21 protein-coding genes, 1 tRNA gene and 1 pseudogene are annotated in these 19,846 nt (G+C 38.0%); 22 read left to right on the top strand and 1 reads right to left on the bottom strand.

Features of this window, described 5'->3' with window-relative positions; genetic code table 11:
• Window positions 1–96: 96 nt before the first annotated feature.
• Window positions 97–726 (top strand): annotated as a pseudogene (locus tag VEI_RS05400) (pyruvate, water dikinase regulatory protein); the annotation flags it as partial.
• Between the two features lie 68 nt (window positions 727–794).
• Complete coding sequence (locus tag VEI_RS05395) at window positions 795–1,784, top strand: deoxyguanosinetriphosphate triphosphohydrolase (RefSeq protein WP_059362915.1); 990 nt, start codon at window positions 795–797, stop codon at window positions 1,782–1,784.
• 68 nt (window positions 1,785–1,852) lie between these two features.
• Here the strand turns inward: VEI_RS05395 and rpmB are convergent, their stop codons facing one another.
• A complete protein-coding gene (gene rpmB, locus VEI_RS05390; protein WP_005386334.1) occupies window positions 1,853–2,041 on the bottom strand; it encodes a 50S ribosomal protein L28 in 189 nt (62 codons plus the stop codon).
• A gap of 229 nt (window positions 2,042–2,270) precedes the next feature.
• Here rpmB and recG point away from each other — a divergent pair, with 229 nt between their 5' ends.
• From recG to tsaD, 20 genes are all read left to right on the top strand, one after another.
• Entirely contained in the window at window positions 2,271–4,313 is a 2,043-nt protein-coding gene (gene recG / locus VEI_RS05385) for an ATP-dependent DNA helicase RecG (protein WP_059362931.1), read from the top strand.
• A gap of 125 nt (window positions 4,314–4,438) precedes the next feature.
• Entirely contained in the window at window positions 4,439–4,624 is a 186-nt protein-coding gene (locus VEI_RS05380; protein ID WP_059362912.1) for a 4-oxalocrotonate tautomerase, read from the top strand.
• Between the two features lie 85 nt (window positions 4,625–4,709).
• Window positions 4,710–6,167 (top strand): IMP dehydrogenase, encoded by a 1,458-nt coding sequence (gene guaB / locus VEI_RS05375; RefSeq protein WP_059362905.1) that lies wholly within the window; start codon window positions 4,710–4,712, stop codon window positions 6,165–6,167.
• Between the two features lie 12 nt (window positions 6,168–6,179).
• Complete coding sequence (locus VEI_RS05370) at window positions 6,180–6,902, top strand: WecB/TagA/CpsF family glycosyltransferase (protein ID WP_059362901.1); 723 nt, start codon at window positions 6,180–6,182, stop codon at window positions 6,900–6,902.
• A gap of 12 nt (window positions 6,903–6,914) precedes the next feature.
• Window positions 6,915–7,556: a phosphatidylserine decarboxylase family protein gene (locus tag VEI_RS05365; RefSeq protein WP_071824898.1), complete on the top strand. Its 642-nt coding sequence runs from the start codon at window positions 6,915–6,917 to the stop codon at window positions 7,554–7,556.
• The gene (pssA, locus tag VEI_RS05360) at window positions 7,549–8,220 is read left to right on the top strand and encodes a CDP-diacylglycerol--serine O-phosphatidyltransferase (RefSeq protein ID WP_059362898.1); all 672 of its coding nucleotides are present in this window, start codon (window positions 7,549–7,551) and stop codon (window positions 8,218–8,220) included. The genes VEI_RS05365 and pssA overlap by 8 nt, the downstream gene beginning before the upstream one ends.
• A gap of 18 nt (window positions 8,221–8,238) precedes the next feature.
• Window positions 8,239–9,501: a glycosyltransferase family 2 protein gene (locus tag VEI_RS05355; RefSeq protein ID WP_059362894.1), complete on the top strand. Its 1,263-nt coding sequence runs from the start codon at window positions 8,239–8,241 to the stop codon at window positions 9,499–9,501.
• 17 nt (window positions 9,502–9,518) lie between these two features.
• Window positions 9,519–10,280 (top strand): 5'/3'-nucleotidase SurE, encoded by a 762-nt coding sequence (gene surE, locus VEI_RS05350; RefSeq protein ID WP_059362889.1) that lies wholly within the window; start codon window positions 9,519–9,521, stop codon window positions 10,278–10,280.
• Window positions 10,281–10,334: 54 nt separating this feature from the next.
• Window positions 10,335–10,418 (top strand) — tRNA-Leu (locus tag VEI_RS05345).
• Window positions 10,419–10,509: 91 nt separating this feature from the next.
• Window positions 10,510–11,274: a hypothetical protein gene (locus VEI_RS05340; RefSeq protein ID WP_059362886.1), complete on the top strand. Its 765-nt coding sequence runs from the start codon at window positions 10,510–10,512 to the stop codon at window positions 11,272–11,274.
• Between the two features lie 82 nt (window positions 11,275–11,356).
• Window positions 11,357–11,725, top strand: a complete 369-nt coding sequence (acpS, locus tag VEI_RS05335; protein WP_059362883.1) for a holo-ACP synthase — start codon at window positions 11,357–11,359, stop codon at window positions 11,723–11,725.
• Window positions 11,726–11,728: 3 nt separating this feature from the next.
• Complete coding sequence (locus VEI_RS05330; protein ID WP_059362878.1) at window positions 11,729–13,297, top strand: bifunctional ADP-dependent NAD(P)H-hydrate dehydratase/NAD(P)H-hydrate epimerase; 1,569 nt, start codon at window positions 11,729–11,731, stop codon at window positions 13,295–13,297.
• 4 nt (window positions 13,298–13,301) lie between these two features.
• The gene (locus VEI_RS05325; protein WP_059362876.1) at window positions 13,302–14,243 is read left to right on the top strand and encodes a ComEC/Rec2 family competence protein; all 942 of its coding nucleotides are present in this window, start codon (window positions 13,302–13,304) and stop codon (window positions 14,241–14,243) included.
• 168 nt (window positions 14,244–14,411) lie between these two features.
• Window positions 14,412–15,503: an N-acetylmuramoyl-L-alanine amidase family protein gene (locus tag VEI_RS05320; RefSeq protein ID WP_059362874.1), complete on the top strand. Its 1,092-nt coding sequence runs from the start codon at window positions 14,412–14,414 to the stop codon at window positions 15,501–15,503.
• A gap of 2 nt (window positions 15,504–15,505) precedes the next feature.
• Entirely contained in the window at window positions 15,506–16,066 is a 561-nt protein-coding gene (locus VEI_RS05315; protein WP_059362871.1) for a GerMN domain-containing protein, read from the top strand.
• A gap of 97 nt (window positions 16,067–16,163) precedes the next feature.
• Entirely contained in the window at window positions 16,164–17,141 is a 978-nt protein-coding gene (gene thiL, locus VEI_RS05310; protein WP_059362868.1) for a thiamine-phosphate kinase, read from the top strand.
• Window positions 17,134–17,625 carry a tRNA (adenosine(37)-N6)-threonylcarbamoyltransferase complex ATPase subunit type 1 TsaE gene (gene tsaE, locus VEI_RS05305; RefSeq protein WP_059362865.1) on the top strand — a complete coding sequence of 164 codons (492 nt, stop codon included), beginning with the start codon at window positions 17,134–17,136 and terminating at the stop codon, window positions 17,623–17,625. Before thiL ends, tsaE begins: the two co-directional genes overlap by 8 nt.
• Entirely contained in the window at window positions 17,609–18,364 is a 756-nt protein-coding gene (tsaB, locus tag VEI_RS05300) for a tRNA (adenosine(37)-N6)-threonylcarbamoyltransferase complex dimerization subunit type 1 TsaB (RefSeq protein ID WP_059362862.1), read from the top strand. Before tsaE ends, tsaB begins: the two co-directional genes overlap by 17 nt.
• A 1-nt stretch (window position 18,365) precedes the next feature.
• The gene (rimI, locus tag VEI_RS05295; RefSeq protein WP_059362860.1) at window positions 18,366–18,815 is read left to right on the top strand and encodes a ribosomal protein S18-alanine N-acetyltransferase; all 450 of its coding nucleotides are present in this window, start codon (window positions 18,366–18,368) and stop codon (window positions 18,813–18,815) included.
• Entirely contained in the window at window positions 18,812–19,846 is a 1,035-nt protein-coding gene (gene tsaD / locus VEI_RS05290) for a tRNA (adenosine(37)-N6)-threonylcarbamoyltransferase complex transferase subunit TsaD (protein WP_059362857.1), read from the top strand. Before rimI ends, tsaD begins: the two co-directional genes overlap by 4 nt.

The following is a 19,846-nucleotide window of genomic DNA, read 5'->3' as shown; positions in this document are numbered from 1 at the left end:
TAAAGCATGTGAGCCTTATATGCTTATTTTTTGCAAAAAAATAATGTTGGAAGTGACACCGTAGTGGTGTCACCCCAACATTTATTATAGAGCCCAATTGTCTCTAGTTCTTTGCGCAGTTATTTACATGAAAAAGCAGCAGAAAATAATATCCCTGCTGTTGATATTATGGGGCCTGTACTAGATGCGGTAGGTACAGTAGCATCTACTAAGCCACGTATGACTGCTGGTATGGTTCATAAATTAGATCAAGAGTATTTCAAAAAGGTAGAAGCTATTGAGTTTGCTGTAAAATATGATGATGGTAAGAATCCTTCTGGTTTTGAAAAGGCCGATATTGTTATCATCGGTGTTTCTCGTACAAGTAAAACACCATTATCTATGTTTTTAGCATATAAAAAAATTAAGGCTGCCAACTTACCATTGGTACCAGAGGTGCCGTTGCCTGAGGAATTATTTAAAATTCCATCTAAAAAAATAGTAGGCTTAATCATTGACCCATATAAATTGAATAATATCCGCAGCGAACGTTTACGTGCAATCGGCCTAGAGGATGAAGCTAATTATGCTTCTATTGAGCGTATTAATTCTGAATTAGAGTATGCTAAGGCTATTATGCGTCGTCTACATTGTCAAGTACTTGATGTTTCAAATAAATCTATTGAAGAAACAGCATCTCTTGTTATGCAATTAGTAGACAAAAATCGTATGTCTGAAGGGAAATAAATAGGGGAGGCGCAAGCCTTCCCTATTATCAAATACCATGGTATTTACAATATTGATGAAGAGGAATTATGAATATTAGAGAACATATAGAAGAACGGGAGGATTTGCTATTATCCTCGTATGCAGCTAGAAGTAGTGCTGCATTACGAGATATAGATGAGGAACCAGATCCACTGCGTACGGCGTTTCAGCGCGATCGAGATAGAATTATACATAGCAAATGTTTTCGTCGTTTAAAACATAAAACACAAGTATATATTGCACCGGGGGATCATTATAGAACGAGAATGACACATACTCTTGAAGTAGGACAAATAGGACGTACTGTAGCACGTGCTCTTAGACTGAATGAAGATTTAGTAGAAGCTATTGCTATGGGGCATGATGTGGGCCATACTCCTTTTGGTCATGTCGGTGAATATGCTTTGCGTGACTTGGTAGGTCATTTCAATCATAATGAACAGAGTTTACGTATGGTTGAAGTGTTAGAGAAACATGGCAATCGTCAAGGGCTTAATTTAACGAAAGAAGTTCGTGATGGTATTTTAGGCCATACGGGGCCGACTATGCCGACCACATTGGAAGGGCAGATTATTCGTATTGTAGACCGTATTGCTTACTTATGTCATGACTACGATGATGCACAACGAGCTGGAATGTTAGAGGCGAAGGATTTGCCTGATGAGGTGCGATTGTATTTTGGTGATACCCCATCTAGCATGATTACTGCCATGGTGAAAGATATGGTTGAACAATCGTTAGACAAACCAGAAATTCGCATGTCTCCAGATATTGAAGGGACTATGAATATATTTAGGCAATTTATGTTCAAAAATGTATATTTAGCGCCCGCATTGATTCCAGATCGTAAAAAGGCTGCTCATGTAGTGAAAAATTTATTCATTCACTTTATGGAGTATCCTAGTGATATAGAAACCTATGTGGAACGAAATGGCATATACTCTACCGTTGATATTGTTGATTATGTAGCTGGTTTGACAGATCAATATGCTATTAAACTTTTTAAAGATTTTTATATTCCTAATATTACCTTGTGATGATAAACAAAAAGACCGTTACCATTTGGTAACGGTCTTTTTGTTTAAGAGTACATGTACTATTTATTTTACGCGCGTGTAATTTTATTAGAACGAAGGCAGCGTGTGCATACATTTACTTTTTTTGTAGCACCGTCTACAACCGCCCGTACTCTTTGAATGTTCGGTTTCCAAGTTTTTCTTGTGCGAATGTGAGAATGACTCACGTTCATACCGCTAGATGTGGATTTGCCACATACTTCGCAAAGGTTTGCCATAGTTTCCACCTCCAAGCTTAATCTATAACATAACAAAAGTATATTATCATAAAGACAAGGTTTAAGCAAGTGTTTTTACTACATACATTGAGATTTTATGAAATATACTACAATATTTGGTATACTATAGCTAATATTGTAGTCGAAATGTATGAGCTATGGCAATAGATTTATAAAAATGGATATAGATTCATTATATACATAACTATTTTATATGTGAGGCATTATGATAAACGAAGCTTTGACCTCTATTAAAGGGATTGGTCCTGGTCGAGAAAAACAACTTCATAAATTAGGCATCAACAATGTATCAAATTTGTTGGTTTATTTTCCACGTTCCTATGAGGATAGACGAAAGATTTTTTCTATTAAAGAGTTAGAAAATGGGGTTACTGCCGGTGTTGTGGGGACAGTCGTATCCATTATGGAGAAAAAACCTCGTCCACGTCTATCTATATTAGATATTACCATTACTGATGGTACAGGGCCTATGAAAATTGTTTTATTTAATCAAGGCTATAAAAAGAACTTTTACAAAAAAGGGCAACACCTCTATGCGTACGGCAAGGCAGAATTCCAATACGGCTCTATGCAGATGAATTCTCCGCAAATTGAAAACCTTGGCACCGATGCTATGCCTGATACGGGAATTGTACCCATTTATCCTTTAGCAGAGGGGGTATCGCAATATGTTGTGCGTTCCTCTATTCGTAATTGGTTTGATGCACACCACACAATGGATGAGATTATGCCGCCTGAAATTAGAGCGAATCATATGACTATGAATCGATATGATGCATTTAAAGAGATGCATTTTCCTTCTAGTAGTGAAAGCTATGAAAAAGCACGATATCAATTAGCTTATGAAGAACTATTTATCATGCAGTCCGGACTTGCACTTCTTAGAAATAAGGAACAATGTCATGTGGGACCCAAGATGGAGCCTGATGGAGTGTTAATGGAACAGTGTAAGGAAAATCTACCCTTTCAGTTAACTGGTGATCAGGAGCGTGCTATATCTGAAATTTCACAAGATATGCAAGATGAGCGGCCTATGCAACGCTTATTACAAGGTGATGTAGGCTCTGGTAAGACCGTTGTAGCCACGTTGAGTCTGGTGAAAGCCGTAGAAAATGGGTATCAAGCAGTTATCATGGCGCCTACAGAAATCCTGGCCACACAGCATTATGAAGGGATTACTGAGTTTTGTAAACATTTACCAATTAATATTGCCTTACTAACAGGTTCTACATCTAAAAAAGAAAAAGATAGAATCTATGAGGAGTTGCAAAATGGAACGATTCAACTGATAATTGGAACCCATGCACTCATTCAAGATAAGGTACAATTTAAAAATCTAGGACTAGTTATCATTGACGAGCAACATCGATTTGGTGTAAATCAGCGTGCTGCATTACAGCATAAAGGTGTATATCCACACGTTCTAATTATGACCGCTACGCCTATACCAAGGACGATGACCTTATCTGTTTATGGTGATTTAGCAGTATCTATTATTAAAGAAATGCCACCAGGGCGTAAACCGGTAAAAACATATGTGGTAGATAGTTCTTATAAAGAGCGATTGCGTGTGTTTTTCGGTAAAGAAATGACCATAGGACATCAAGTGTATGTAGTTTGTCCTCTAGTAGAGGAGTCTGAAAAGCTTGATTTACAAGCAGCGGAAGAACTTTTCTTAGAACTAAAAGATTATTTTTATAAAAGTTTTGACGTGGGGCTCGTACATGGTCGCATGAATCCCAAAGAAAAAGATGAGGTAATGCAAGCCTTTCATGAGGGGCACATTCAATTACTCGTATCCACCACGGTTATTGAGGTTGGCGTTAATGTTCCTAATGCGACGATTATGTGTATAGAAGGGGCGGAGCGGTTTGGATTATCTCAGCTACACCAATTACGGGGGCGCGTTGGTCGCGGCGATATACAAGCCTATTGTATCTTAGTTAGTGATTCAAAGGGTGATGTAAGTCAAGAGCGATTGCGACTAATGGAATCGACGCATGATGGATTTGAATTGGCAGAACAAGATTTATTGCTTCGTGGTTCTGGACAATTGTTTGGTTTAGCCCAGTCTGGTCTGCCTGATTTACGGATTGCTAATATTATTAAAGATATTGATATATTGGTACAAGCCCGTAATGATGTACTGTCCTATATCCGTGAATTTGGCATCGAACAATTAGAAAAGTATATGAAATTGGAATTAGAAAAAAGATTTGGTGAAAAATTTCTTAGAATATTGTATAATTAAGAGGTAAGGCTAATAATCATATAAGGTGTGATAATACTAGGTTTTATCTAGCTTTCCCCTTGTATATAATGGCCTATTCTCGTATAATAGAAAAAACAATATTATTGTATTTATGGAGGTGCCCTATGCCATTAATTCATGTTGAACTTGTAGAAGGTCGTACAAAAGAACAAAAAAAACAATTAGGTGAAGCAATCACTAAAGCTACTGTAGAAATCGTAAACGTACCTGCAGAAGCGGTAAAAGTTATTTTTGTAGATATGAAAAAAGATGATTTTATGGAAGGCGGCATTTTGCGGTCTGAACGCTAATGAAAGCTACGATTATCCTCTCTAGCCCGTGAGGGCTAGTGAGGGTCGTAGTTTTGTTTTTTATTATACGAGAAAGGAAAAATAAATGAGAGACGATAAATTTGGTATGCGTGGATTAACTTTTGATGATGTGTTATTGGTACCTGCTGCATCTGATGTGTTGCCATATCAAGTAGACTTGAAAACACAATTGACACGCGATATTACACTTAATATTCCAATGATTAGCTCTGGTATGGATACTGTAACTGAGTCCCGTATGGCTATTGCCATGGCTCGTGAAGGCGGTATGGGTGTTATCCATAAAAATATGTCCATTGAGGAACAAGCTCATGAAGTTGATACGGTAAAACGCTCTGAGCATGGTGTTATCGTTGATCCGATTTTCCTTAGCCCTCAAAATCTTCTATCTGATGCAGAAGAATTGATGCACAAATATAAAATTTCTGGTGTTCCTATTACAGAACATGGTAAACTAGTAGGGATCATTACAAATCGCGATATGCGTTTTGAAACTGATTTAACCCGTCAAATTGGCGAATGTATGACTAAGGAAAACTTAGTAACAGCTCCAGAAGGGACTTCCTTGGAGATGGCTAAATCCATTTTGAGTCAACATCGCATTGAAAAATTACCATTAGTTGACAAAGAGGGGAATTTAAAAGGTTTAATTACAATTAAAGATATTGAAAAAGCTACAAAATATCCTAACTCTGCTAAAGATTCTAGTGGTCGCCTCTTAGTTGGTGCTGCAGTCGGCGTATCTAAGGATATGTATGATCGTTTAGATGCTCTTGTAGCAGCTAAAGCAGATGTTATCATTGTTGACACAGCTCATGGCCATTCTGCTGGTGTATTGCGTACGTTAAAAGAAATTAAGCAAGCATATCCACATATTCCTGTTATTGCTGGTAATGTGGCAACTGCAGCTGGTACAGAGGCCCTTATTGAAGCTGGTGCTGATGCTGTTAAAATTGGCATTGGACCTGGTTCCATTTGTACAACACGCGTTATTGCTGGTATTGGTGTACCTCAAATTACTGCGGTTTATGAGTCTGCTCAAGTGGCAAGACGTTATGGCATTCCTATTATTGCCGATGGGGGCATTAAATACTCTGGCGATATTGCAAAAGCCATTGCAGCTGGTGCTAATGTTGTAATGATGGGCAATATTCTTGCTGGTACTGATGAAAGCCCAGGGGAACAAGTTATTTACCAAGGTCGCTCCTATAAGGTTTACCGTGGCATGGGTAGCTTAGGTGCTATGAAGCTTGGTAGTAAGGATCGTTATTTCCAATCAGAAGCTAAGAAATTAGTTCCTGAAGGTATTGAAGGCCGTGTACCTTATAAAGGTATGTTGGCAGATACAATTTTCCAAATGGTTGGTGGGTTACGTGCAAGTATGGGATACTGTGGTTGCCATGATATTAAAGAAATGATTGAAAACACTCAATTCATTCAAATTACGGCAGCAGGCTTGAAAGAAAGTCATCCACATGATGTAAGTATCACCGTAGAAGCACCTAACTATAGTGGTTTATAATGGAGTATTACTTTGAGTAAACGTATTTCGGTATTATCTGTCCCTATTGATTGCATCACTATGGACGAAGCAGTTTCAAAAATTATAGAGTTGACAAAGCAACCAGGGCTACATCTTGTAGCAACTGCCAATGCTGAAATGGTTATGCTAGCAAATCAGGATCCCGTGTTACACGGGATCTTGAATTCCGCTAGTTTAGTTGTTCCCGATGGAGCTGGCATATTATGGGCTGCAGAGCGCATGGGGGAAAGAGTACCTGAACGTGTTACTGGTGTTGATGTTACTAAAGAATTGTTTAAGGTTGCTGCAGATACGCAAATTCCTGTATATTGTTTAGGTGCGGCACCAGGTGTAGCAGAACAAGCTGTTTCTAATTTACAAGAAATGTTTGGGCCTATTAATATTGCGGGGATTCATGATGGTTTCTTTGATGAAGCTGAGGAACACCGTATTATTAAAAATATTGAAGATACGGGTGCTAAACTTGTATTTGTTGCATTAGGTGTGCCAAAACAAGAACAATGGATTTCAGAAAAATTATCCTCTTTACAAGGCGTTGTTGCCATTGGTATAGGAGGGTCTTTTGATGTATTGGCTGGAAATATTCCACGAGCACCACAGTGGATGCAAAAAAATCGTTTAGAATGGTTATATAGACTATATTTAGAACCTAAACGTATTGGCCGTATGTTGGCCATACCGAAATTTATGTGGACTGTTATTAAGAATAAATAGGGGAGTTAAGTTGTGCCTACAGGACCAATTATAAAAGAAGGATTTCCTTTAATCGGGGTAATGCTCTTCATTACGATTATAGCGGCGTGTTTTGGACATTATAGTATCGCAATTATTACATTTATTTTGGCATTATTCTTTGTGAACTTTTTTAGAAATCCAAAACGCAATATTCCAACTGATCCGGATGCTATTTTATCTCCAGCTGATGGAAAGGTAATGGAAATTGAAGACGTATATGAAGACTTGTATTTACATCGAGAATGTAAAAAGGTAACAATCTTTTTATCTGTTTTTGATGTGCATGCAAATCGTGCGCCTATTGAAGGTAAAATTACATATCGTCATTATACGATGGGCAGTTTTTTGCCTGCTTTTAAAGAAGATGTGGGATTTGAAAACGAACGTCATACAATTTGCATAGAGAACGATAAAACAGAAGTTCTTGTAACACAAATTGCTGGATTATTAGCGCGACGTATCGTTTCATGGACAGATCTTGATAGTGTATTAGAACGTGGTCAGTTATATGGTATGATTAAATTCGGTTCATGTACTGAAATTTACATGGATAAAAATGTAGAAATTTGTATCGAAAAAGGTCAACATATTACTGGTGGCGATACAATTATCGGGAGGCTCCGTCATGAATAAATCAATCATTCCAAATTTATTTACCAGTGCTAATCTAGCATTTGGTGTTATCGGTATTACATTATCTGCTACAGGAAATACCTTTTGTGCTGCTATATGTGTACTATTATCTCTACTTGCGGATGGGTTAGATGGCCGTGTAGCTCGTGCATTAGGCGTAGCGGGCCCTATGGGACGTGAATTAGACTCTTTATCTGATGTAGTCGGTTTTGGTGTTGCTCCAGCCTATATGCTATATATAAGTGATTTACAGGGATTAGGGTGGCTTGGATATGTACCTTTGTTAGCATTTTCTGTACTAGGTGCTTTTCGCTTAGCCCGCTTTAATATTAAAACTGATGAAGTACATGGTTATTTTGAAGGTCTACCAATTCCAGCAGCCGGTTGCTTAGCTGCTACCTATGTATTATGTGGCGTGCAAGTGCCTCAGTTTGTTTTATTCGTGTCCATGATTCTCGTTGGTATTCTTATGGTTAGTGAAGTTAAATATCCTGATTTTAAGGGGCATAGTGCAGTTCGTATCAGTAAGATTGCCGTAGCATTGGTAGCTCTTGTCGTTATCGGTGCATTAGTATATGATTGGCATACATGGGCTGTTATGATTTTTACTGGATATGTGTTGTTTGGTCTGTTTAATACGGCGTTAAATATAGTGCGCAAATAGACTGTGGAGGTTTGTCTTATGGATTACCTACTGGATCTGATATTGATTCCTATGCAGGTAATAATCGTAATTTATACGGTTTATTATTTCGTACTTGCCGTAATAGGCATGTGGCGTTCTAGAGTTCATAAAAACTATACACCGAAAAATTCATTTGCCGTTGTTGTGTGTGCTCATAATGAAGAAGCGGTTGTTGGAGAACTTGTAAAAAATCTAAAAAGTTTAGATTATCCAGATGAGTTATATGATATTTTTGTTGTAGCTGATAATTGTACCGATAAAACTGCTGAAGTAGCTAGTGCTGCAGGTGCTAATGTGCATGAGCGTTTCAATAAAGAAGAGGTCGGCAAAGGCTATGCCATGGGCTGGATGTTTGATCGGGTAGAACAAATGGATAGGAAATATGATGCATTTCTTATCTTTGATGCCGATAATCTTGTACATCCACAATTCATGCTAGAAATGAATGATCATTTAGAAAAAGGTGAATCTGTAATCCAAGGATACTTAAACTCTAAAAATCCAACAGATTCTTGGGTTGCCGGTACATTTTCTATCATGTTCTGGATGGTTAATCATATGTGGCATTTGGCGAAATACCGCATCGGCTTATCTACTGCATTAGGTGGTACAGGTATGTGTATTCGCACATCAATTATTAAAGAGTACGGTTGGGATTGCACAAGCTTAACAGAGGATATGGAGTTCTCTATGAAGCTATTAACACATGGTCTTAAAACTACATGGGCTCACGATGCCATTGTGTATGATGAAAAAGTAACGACTATGATGGCTTCTTGTAAACAGCGTTTACGTTGGGCACAAGGTCAATTTGACTGCGCAGATCGTTATATTCCTAAATTATTTGCAGCAGGTATTAAGCAAGGTAATATCGTTATATTAGATGGTATTTTACAGGTTAGTCAGCCATATTTCTTGTTGTTAACAACAATATATTTGGTATTTTCATATATCAATGCATATGTGCCGATTTATACAAATATTTTGTATCAAATTATGCCGATGTCTGTATGGCAAATTATTGGTATTGGTCAATATTTGTTCCCACTTATTGTATTGTTAAAAATTAAGGTACCACCTAAAATTTGGTTTTATTATTTGCTATATCCTATTTTTGTATACTCTTGGGTACCAGTAAATATTTTAGGTTGGTTCCGTCGTCATAACAAGGAATGGTCTCATACGGTGCATACAAGAGCAGTTGGCTTAGATGATGTTAAATTAACCCGTATGGGCAATATGAATAAGAATAAAAAATAGAATCTGTAGGAGTGAATATGCATATATTAATGTGTAACGATGATGGCATTTTAGCTGATGGCTTACGCCAATTAGCGACGTATTTAAGTCAATATTATCGTATTACCGTTGTAGCACCAGCTACTGAGCAAAGTGCAAAATCCCATGCATTGACGACTGAGATTCCTTTAAAACTAGATGCGTACAATGGCGAGGATGAAAATCCTCGCCTTTATGCACTTACAGGAACTCCGTCGGATTGTATGAAATTTGGCCTTAGCTATTTATTAACTGATGATATGCCTGATCTTGTTATTTCTGGTATTAATCATGGCTTTAACTTAGGTTCTGATGTATTATATTCAGGAACTGTATCAGCCGCTATGGAAAGCTGTTTTTATGGGATTCCTGGCCTCGCATTATCTGTTGAACGTTACTCTACTGAGCGTGGTAATGAAATGCATCCATTTATTCATGATTTTATTGAAAAGATTTATGTAAATGGCAAGTTTGATGGTTTAATAAATGTTAATTTCCCATTGCGTGGCACTTGTGATTGGGATCATTTCAAAATGGTGAGCCAAGGTCTACAGACCTACAGTAATATAATCGATGCTCGTATTAATTCTAGAGGGCAAGATTACTATTGGTTGGCAGGTGATTTAGATTGCGGAAAAGAGGCTGTGCCTACTGATGTTGAATACGCTCGTAAGGGCTATATTACAGGTGTAACCTTGACTTGGAAACAACAAGATGATGATGCAATGCATACAGTAACAAATATTCTGGAAAAAATATAAATTTTTTGTTGACAGACATTAGTAATTCCTATATAATTACAAATGTTCCGAGATGCCGGAGTGGCGGAATGGCAGACGCACTTGACTCAAAATCAAGCGGGTAACACCGTGTGGGTTCAAGTCCCACCTCCGGCACCAAATACAAGCGGAAATGCTTGCACAGGTGATAAGAGTAATCTTATCACCTGTTTTTTGTTTATATGGCTTGCATAGGATGATAGAGGTTACTATGGATATACAACATATTATGGATTATATACCAACAACATATACTTTACATCAACAAGAAGAGACTAAAACAATGGTTGATTTAAAACTATTAAAAGAAATACTAATTGATAGCTCTGTTAATCAATGCCAAGGATTTTGCTATAACTCAAAAAAAGATGTATTTGTATTGGCTTGTATTAATTCTCAAAATTCAAGACAAATCATATATGAATTAGATCCGAAGACCTTTGATATTGTAGGGACTTATCGCTTTCGCAATTCTACAGAACTTGCACATATGAATACTCTTACCTATAACCCAGATACTAACTTGTTATATACCACTAATGCCGTGGTTAATGGGCACCGCATCACCACTATAGATGCTGATACTATGACTATTGGTGAAACGATTACTATACCGGAACGGGTATTTAATCTTGGGTATGATATAAAGAAAAAACAGTTTGTCTCCATTGTACCTGTTAATGCGACAATGAGACGGATTAACTATTATACACCCCAGTTTGAATTAATACAGTCTAAAGAAATTGATGCCCATCATAATGACTTTAATAATAATGGCGCTTTTGCCTATGATGGTCGTACGATATTTGCTACCTTATCTACGGTGGTAACCATTGATAAATATGGTGCAGTATCTAAAATTACGCCTTTCCCCAAAGCCTTAGAAATTGAAGATATGGATATGCGCCATAATATGATGTATGCAGCAGTTAATGCAGGTCATAATGTTGCTATTTACAGTTTGATAAATTATTAATGTATGCAGTTCATCAATGATTAATACAGTCAAATTGTGTATAATAAATAAATAGACAATCGAATTTTTAAGGGGTTAGATGATGAGATTAGGTACGGATTTGATTGAAATAAATCGTATTCAACATGCCATAGAGCGATCAGAACGCTTTCATAAAAGGGTCTATACATCACAAGAAATTGCTTATTGTGAAAGTAAACATAAAGGGATGTATCAGTCTTATGCGGGAATCTATGCGGCAAAAGAGGCCTTTTTAAAGGCTTTAGGCACAGGTTTACGTTATGGTTCCTGGCAAGATATAGAGGTGGGGCATACCGACTTAGGTGCACCGAAACTATATATTACAGGACCATTTAGAGAGATATTAGATTCACAAGGACTTTCGAAGATTATTATTTCCATAAGTCATTGTAAAGATTATGCTATGAGTACAGTTATTTTAAAGGGGTAATCTATGTATAGTTTAACGAGAGAAGCATCACAACATATCGATGCCTATTTACCACGTCATTTACATGTGCCTTTGGAATTGCTCATGGAAAATGCAGGACGAGGTATTGCCGATGCCTTGGTGGATGTAGAAGGAAATCGCTTTCACGAGGATCCATTTACGGGAATGGTTCTATTTGTATGTGGCGTAGGTAATAATGGTGCTGATGGACTTGTGGCGGCCCGTCATTTGATGGAACAAGGTATTCCCGTTTCTATTGCGCTAGTAGGCGATGAATCTCATGGTAGTGAATTATTTAACAAACAGCTTACCATGGTACAGGCCATGCAGATTGATATTGTCCCATTTGAAAGTTTTAATGATTGGTCTCGCGTTCACGTTGTTGTAGAAGGATTGATGGGGACAGGATTTCAAGGTGAATTAAGAGAACCTGTAATCTCTGTACTACATGATATTGATGTGGAGCGCAATCAGCATGGATTTTCTTTGTGGGCTATCGATGTGCCGGCTGGTGTTGATGCCACTACGGGGCAGGCTTCTGATAACACATTATTTTATGATACGACAGTAACCTTTGGATCTATTAAGGAGGGATTATTATTATATCCTGGAAAATCCTTGGCGGGTACTGTTATTATCGCACCCTTGGGCGTGCCTTGGGAGTTAGCATTGGGATCAGAGGCACCATTTAACACATCTCATTATGTTTTGTATGACCGTTTGGCATCATTAGAACTCAGTGATCGTATGCCACAGTCACATAAAGGTGTTAATGGTAACGTTCTCATTATTGGTGGTTCAACCTCTATGATTGGAGCACCTATTATGAGTGGTGAAGCGGCAGTTCAAAGTGGTGCTGGCAAGGTTTCCTTAGCGGTTCCACAAAATGTACAATCTATTGTACAGTCTAAGTGCATACCAGAGGTAATGGTCTTGCCAATAGAGGAGAAGAACTCTATTAATTTAGAGACCTATGATGTAGTTGCTATTGGACCTGGTCTAGGCCGCACAGCGGAATCTAAAGAACTTGTTAATACGATTTTAGAACAGCAAGTAGGACATATGGTTATCGATGCAGATGGCTTGTATGCACTTGGTACAATAGGACATGTGTATACTCATGAAGACAAGCCCATTACTTATGAGGCAGATATGCTGTTTAAGGACTGTATTATGACTCCTCATCTAGGTGAATTTAGTCGCCTTATCGACAAATCTATTTCATATATTGAGAAACATTATGTGGAATTAGCTATTCAATTTGCAACGGCCCATAATGTGGTACTTGTATTAAAAGGCATTCCGAGTTTAGTAGCATTTCCAACTGGCGAGATTTACATTAATGGACAAGGAAATTCCGGTATGGGCACAGGTGGAATGGGTGATAGTTTAACCGGTATTATTACGTCTTTTGTAGCGCAAGGATATTCGTTACAATCTTCAGCCTTATTAGGTGTATATGTACATAGTCGAAGTGCAGATATTCTATGCGAAGAAAAACCTTGGGGCTATACGCCAAGTGATGTAAGTCGGAATGTAGGCGTAGTATTACAGGAGTTACTGAAAGGATAGTAATATGAAAAGAATACAACAAATTCTAGTATTATTAATTACTCTTTTAGTGCCCCTGTTTGCCATAGCAGGATGTTCTTCTGGTGATGTATCAAAGGCGGCTACGGCAGTCTCATCATCGGTTCAATCTGGATACTCTATTGATACGCATCAAACAACGGCAGATGGTCACGTTGATATCTATATGCTCGATATTGGTCAAGGTGATGCAATACTAATTAAGGTAGGCGACGAATATAGCATGATTGATATGGGCGATATTGAACATCGTGAAAATATTGTGGGTCAATTGAAAAACATGGGTGTTACGAAGCTTAAAAATGTTATAATAACACACCCACATGCAGATCATATGGGAGGCTTTCTAGCGATTGCTAAATCAATGCCTATCGAACATGTATATGATGATGGCATTCCTGTGGATAATAATATGTATAAAACATATGAGAAGTGGATTGAGAAAAAGAACATTCAACGAACTACTTTAAAGAAGGGCAGTACTGTTGATTTTGGTCATGGTGCAGTATTTGTAGTTTATGCGCCATGGGATGAAACTTTAGTTGATAAAAAAGGACAACCAGATTTAAATAATAATTCTATTGTTGGTAAATTTATTTTTGGTAAGTTCTCTATGTTATTTACTGGTGATGCTGAACTACAAGAGGAGAAACGATTAATTAAGGAGCAAAATAGTAAGCTATTTGCTCGTATTTTAAAGGTTGGTCATCACGGTTCACGCACAAGCAGTTCTGAAGATTTTCTAAAATCTGTTAAACCAGAGAGTGCATTAATTTCTTCTGGGTTATATAATAAGTATGGTCATCCTCATGATGTAACATTGCGTCATTTGAATGAACACAATATCGCCATTTATCGTACAGATACGATGGGACGTATTCACATTAGTACGGATGGGAATGAATGGCAAATTTCTACAGAACGATGATAAATATGTGTAATCCGTATACATATCTTCATGTTTGTATGAAATAATCTATCTATAATCAATCATTATTTTATAGATAGATTCTAAGTATGAGTCGTAGCGTTTTGGGATGCTAGCTCATCACTATGGTTTGGACAAATAAATGTCAGTTAGATAGGAGTGAATGTATTGCGTAAACTATTTCTAATTTGCTTTGCTTTTCTCATGGCTCTACCGCTATTGTTAAGCCAAGCAAAGGCTGCTAATTTACAGGATGCTCGTTGGGTGACGAGAACTGATGCACCAGTACCGTATGTACGTATGGTTATGGATTTATCGGCTCCGGTAAAAGCAGCTGCATCTATCAGTAAAGATGGAAAAACGACAACGGTTACTTTAAAGAATACTAAGTTGAAAATGGCAAAAAGTAATATTATTATGGATTCGTCCATTGCTAGTTCAGCACAGCTTTCACAAGTAGGCAAAGACGTGGCAGTTACCATTAAAACTCCATCCGCTTTAGATACAAGTGATATAAAGGTATTTTCTTTGAAGAAGGATACAGTTAATCAAAAACCGTATCGAATCGTTGTAGATGTTCAGAAAAAAGGTATGGCTCCAAAACCTGTCAATTATGGTAAGAAACCATCTCCTGCTACAGGAATTGCTGGTAGTAAAGGGTCTGGTAAATACTCTACATCTGGTGGATTAGCGGGTAAGGTTATTACAATTGACCCAGGTCATGGTGGGAGTGATCCAGGGGCTATTGGTCCAACTGGATACCAAGAGAAAAATGCAACGCTTCCAATTTCTAAGTATTTAAAATCTGCTTTAGAGGCTCGTGGTGCTAAAGTATACATGACGCGTACAACAGATGTCGATGTATATGGACCTAACGCGAGTGGTGTGGATGAATTAGGGGCACGTGTCAATATTGCTAATGCACATAATTCTGATGCTTTTGTAAGTATTCACATCAACTCCTTTAACAATCCAACTGTTGGTGGTATTGCTACTTATTACTATGCTAAGACTGGTAATGATGCTCGCTTAGCACAAAAGGTACAAAGCCAAATTGCTAATGTACCAGGCTTTAATGGTGACCGAGGCATCCAAGAAGGTAATTTGTATGTATTGAGACATTCAAATATGCCTGCAATTCTTGTAGAATTAGGTTTTATTTCTAATCCTAATGAAGAACGTGCATTAAAAAGCGATCAAACAGAACAAGATTTTGCAAATCGTATTGCTGTTGGTATTGCTAATTACTTTGGAGGCTAAGGATGAATATTCGAAATCAAATCACTGCGATTGCTTGTATAGGTATCCTTGCTTTTGCAGCGGGATGTACCACAAACCAAATGACTAATACAGGTTCTACAAATGTAAGCCAATCTGTTAAGGTCAATAAAGATGCTGAAACATCTAAAGCGTCCAGTGAATCTGTAAAAATGGTGTTTTTCGTTCCTACAGAGGACGGGACGGGTGTAAAGCAACAATCCGTAGATATGTCAGCTGATAAGGTAACACCAAAGGCTGCATTACTGGCTATGTTAAAAGCGGATCGTCAACAAAAGTATCCCATTTTTGATAAGTCTATAGAGATTACTTCTGTTACTGTTAAAGACAGCATTGCCTCAGTAGAGGTAAATAAAGCCTTTGTTGCTGGTAAAGGTGGAGAGCTCACCGTTAAGTTGCAAATGGCTGCTATCGTAAATACATTGACTTCTTTTGACAATATCAATGGTGTGCTCTTTGTATGCGATGGTAAAAAGGTTCCAGTAGTTGGTTCCTTCGATACGAAGAATCCTATTAAACGGATGGAACAATTAATTAAAAAGTAAGCTTTAAATCGACTCCTTATGTAAAAGGAGTCGATTTTTATTGCATTCCTATATGTGTTACAATACATATAGTATAAAAGATTAAAAAGGTGATATAGTGGAACTAAAAAATCTCGGTGAATTTAACTTCATACATAGCATTGAATCAGATACAATATATGACCCTAGTACAGTTGTTCAAGGTATTGGGGATGATTGTGCTGTATATAAGGTTACTGAAGGATATGAGCAACTGGTAAGTACTGATACGATGGTAGAAGGCGTTCATTTTAGCTTTCAGTATATGATGCCTTATGATGTTGGGTACCGTTTAATGACAGCAAATTTAAGTGATATAGCGGCTATGGGGGGAATACCACGCCAAGTTGTATTATCTGTTGCCTCACCGGGGCATATTGATACTCGGATCTTAGAAGAAATTTATAGAGGCGTTAAAGAGCAATGCCAACATTATCATGTAAATTTAATCGGTGGTGATACGGTTAGTATAGATGGCCCTATGGTATGGACTATCACCATTATAGGGGAGATTCCTCAAGGTAAAGCGGTACTTAGAAGTGGGGCCCAACCAGGTGATGTAGTTGGTGTTACGAACTATATTGGTTATGCAGCCACTGGCCTTGGCTCATTATCCTATAATCTGGACGGGTATCCGATGACGCGGATTGGTCATCAAAGGCCAGAACCACAAATTGAGCTAGGTATTACATTACGCGAATTAGGTGTTCACAGCATGAATGATATTAGCGATGGTTTAAGTAGTGAACTTAATGAAATAGCAAAATCATCTCGAGTGTCAATTATCATAGATGAAACACGTATCCCTTTACATGAAGAAACATATAAACTAGCAGAAGCATTACAAACAAATCCAATTGATTATGCCTTGTTAGGCGGCGAAGATTTTCAGCTTGTATTTACGGCTCCGAAGGAACTTTCACAAGCACTGGAAAACCTGGGTTCTATTACATTGATTGGTGAAGTTATTGAAGGTGAACCGGTGGTGCAATCGGTGACGAAGGCTAAAGAAATACGCTTATTAGAAGCGAAAGGATATAATCATTTTCATGAGTAAATATAAAGTTACATTAGAAACAAATTCTGTGGCAGATACGCAATGTTTTGGCGAACGATTAGGACATTGGGTAAAACAGAATGGTAATCCACTGTGTATGGCATTAGTTGGCGATTTAGGTACTGGCAAGACGCATATGTCACAAGGCATTGCAAAGGGGCTTGGTGTTACAGAAGAAATTACAAGTCCCACATTTTCTTTGATGAACACGTATATGACCTTGGCCGGTGAAATATATCATTTTGATTTATATCGAATGGATGATGTTAGTGAACTAGAAAATATAGGCTTTTATGAATTTACAGAGGATCAAATCTCTATTGTTGAGTGGGCTGATAAATTTAGTGATGAATTACCTGAAGAAACGCTATGGATTCGCATTGTGTCTATAGATGAACATGCTAGAGCAATTACATTAAAAAGTGATTTGATAGATCATGAAACATTAGTGGAAATAGGAGGTATATATGTGGTTGGGAATTGAAACGAGTTCAGTCGTTTCTAGTGTGGCTGTTATGAATGAAAGCCAGCTTATCGGCGAAATTACCATACAAGCTGGTTTGACCCACTCCGAGCAATTAGTACCTCATATTCAAACCTTGTTAGAAATGACAAATATAAAGCATTCTGATTTAAGGGGGATTGTTGTGGTGAGTGGTCCTGGTTCCTTTACGGGGTTGCGAATTGGCATGGGGACAGCAAAGGCAATGGCTTATGCTTTGCGTATACCTTTATATGGCGTTATGACTATGGATGGCTTAGCACGTAATATCCCGTATACTACAGATATGATTTGCACCGTAATAGATGCACAGAAAAAACATGTATATGCTGCTTTTTATACCTATGAAGGCAGTAAACTAACAATGATTGAAGAACCTTTTGTAGTGGAAGCAGCCTCTCTAGTCGATCGTTTACAGAGTCAACAGAAACGTGTTGTCTTTGTAGGTGACGGGATTAAACGTATTGCACCATTAGTTGAGGGTGATAGATATTTAATCATTTCTGATCCTATTTATCGTATTCCTAGAGCTAGTTCTTTATTATTGAGTGCTCGCACCATGATTGCAGACGGTCAAAGTTCAGACCCTATGACTATGGTGCCTCACTATATTCGAAGATCTGAAGCTGAAGTGCTGTGGGACGAAAAACATAAGGATAATCCATTGCGTTTGAAAGAAGAACCTACAGTAACGGTAATTGAAGCGGCAGGTGAAGAATAATATGATAGTGCGGAGAGCTACAATTGAGGATGGAAAGGAAATTTTTGCTATTGAAGCAGAATGCTTTTCTGTGCCGTGGAGTTTAGATTCTATTGAAACAGAATTATCTAATCAAGATAAGAAGCTTTACTATGTCATAGAGGATGCTGACGGTGTCGCAGGCTATGCAGGGGCTTGGCTCGTTTATGATGAGGGTCAAATCACGAATATTGCTATTCGGCCATCTGCTAGGCGACAAGGTTATGGTGCTACATTAACGAGTGCATTAATAGAGGAATGTTTTAAAAGAGGCATGCATGAAATCTTTTTGGAGGTACGTGTGTCTAATTTGTCTGCTTTATCCTTATATCGTCAATTAAGGTTTACTGTAAAAGGTATGCGTAAGGATTATTATTCAGAGCCCAAAGAAGATGCGTACATCATGTCCCTTGTTAAAGAGGAAGTAAAATGAGTGTATACACATTAGCATTAGAAAGTAGTTGTGATGAAACATCGGCAGCTGTACTCAAGGATGGTCGTACAGTACTTTCTAATGTCATATCAAGTCAGGTGCCAATCCATCGAAAATTTGGTGGTGTAGTGCCAGAAATTGCATCCCGTCATCATATTGAACAAGTAATACCTGTGATTGACCAAGCTTTAGAGGATGCTAATGTAAAATTAGAGGATATCGATCATATAGGGGTTACCTATGGGCCTGGATTAGTAGGGGCTTTACTGGTCGGTGTGGCCGCTGCGAAAGGTCTATCTTTTGCTACAGGTATTCCGTTGGTGCCTGTTCATCATATGGAGGGTCATATTTTTGCTAATTTCTTAGCAAATCCCACACTAGAACCACCATTTTTAAGCCTTGTTGTTTCTGGTGGGCACACTATGTTAGTTCATGTGAAAGACTATGAAGAATTCCAGATTCTCGGGCAAACACGAGATGATGCGGCGGGAGAAGCCTTTGATAAAATTGCTCGTGTTATGGGATTCCCCTATCCTGGAGGACCTCATATAGATGCTCTTGCTAAAGAGGGAAATCCCAATGCTATTGAGTTTCCAAAGGCGCTTAGTGAACCGGGAAATTTTGAATTTAGTTTTAGTGGTTTAAAATCGGCAGTTCTCAATTACTTAAATAGTAAATCGCAAAAGGGGGAAGACATACATCAAGCTGATGTGGCGGCATCCTTTCAAAAGGCAATTGTAGATGTTCTTGTGGATAAGACAAAAGATGCAGCACATACATTGGGGGAAACAAACATAACGATTGCTGGTGGCGTATCAGCGAATCAAGGTTTGCAGGTAGCACTAGAAGCGATGTGTAAGGAAGAAGGTTTTACTTATTATAAGCCAGGTAAAATTCTATCCACTGATAATGCAGCCATGATTGGTTGTCGTGCTTATTATATGGCACAGGCCGGTAAGTTTTGTGATCTACACCTAAATGCTAAGCCAAGTGTTCCTATTGGCACTGTGGCTTGGGTAGAAGGTAAATAA

Source organism: Veillonella tobetsuensis (genome assembly GCF_001078375.1).
Lineage (GTDB): Bacteria > Bacillota > Negativicutes > Veillonellales > Veillonellaceae > Veillonella > Veillonella tobetsuensis.
The sequence above is the reverse complement of the archived record's forward strand: the minus strand, read 5'-3'. Positions and strand labels throughout refer to the sequence as shown.

What these genes read in the sequence shown, in the direction of transcription:
- VEI_RS05330 (WP_059362878.1), top strand. Translation starts at nt 11,729, where the DNA reads ATGTATAGTTTAACGAGAGAAGCATCACAACATATCGATGCCTATTTA.
- VEI_RS05315 (WP_059362871.1), top strand. Translation starts at nt 15,506, where the DNA reads ATGAATATTCGAAATCAAATCACTGCGATTGCTTGTATAGGTATCCTT.
- VEI_RS05325 (WP_059362876.1), top strand. Translation starts at nt 13,302, where the DNA reads ATGAAAAGAATACAACAAATTCTAGTATTATTAATTACTCTTTTAGTG.
- tsaE (WP_059362865.1), top strand. Translation starts at nt 17,134, where the DNA reads ATGAGTAAATATAAAGTTACATTAGAAACAAATTCTGTGGCAGATACG.
- pssA (WP_059362898.1), top strand. Translation starts at nt 7,549, where the DNA reads ATGAATAAATCAATCATTCCAAATTTATTTACCAGTGCTAATCTAGCA.
- VEI_RS05340 (WP_059362886.1), top strand. Translation starts at nt 10,510, where the DNA reads ATGGATATACAACATATTATGGATTATATACCAACAACATATACTTTA.
- VEI_RS05355 (WP_059362894.1), top strand. Translation starts at nt 8,239, where the DNA reads ATGGATTACCTACTGGATCTGATATTGATTCCTATGCAGGTAATAATC.
- VEI_RS05395 (WP_059362915.1), top strand. Translation starts at nt 795, where the DNA reads ATGAATATTAGAGAACATATAGAAGAACGGGAGGATTTGCTATTATCC.
- VEI_RS05380 (WP_059362912.1), top strand. Translation starts at nt 4,439, where the DNA reads ATGCCATTAATTCATGTTGAACTTGTAGAAGGTCGTACAAAAGAACAA.
- guaB (WP_059362905.1), top strand. Translation starts at nt 4,710, where the DNA reads ATGAGAGACGATAAATTTGGTATGCGTGGATTAACTTTTGATGATGTG.
- tsaD (WP_059362857.1), top strand. Translation starts at nt 18,812, where the DNA reads ATGAGTGTATACACATTAGCATTAGAAAGTAGTTGTGATGAAACATCG.
- surE (WP_059362889.1), top strand. Translation starts at nt 9,519, where the DNA reads ATGCATATATTAATGTGTAACGATGATGGCATTTTAGCTGATGGCTTA.
- rimI (WP_059362860.1), top strand. Translation starts at nt 18,366, where the DNA reads ATGATAGTGCGGAGAGCTACAATTGAGGATGGAAAGGAAATTTTTGCT.
- rpmB (WP_005386334.1), bottom strand. Translation starts at nt 2,041, where the DNA reads ATGGCAAACCTTTGCGAAGTATGTGGCAAATCCACATCTAGCGGTATG.
- tsaB (WP_059362862.1), top strand. Translation starts at nt 17,609, where the DNA reads ATGTGGTTGGGAATTGAAACGAGTTCAGTCGTTTCTAGTGTGGCTGTT.
- acpS (WP_059362883.1), top strand. Translation starts at nt 11,357, where the DNA reads ATGAGATTAGGTACGGATTTGATTGAAATAAATCGTATTCAACATGCC.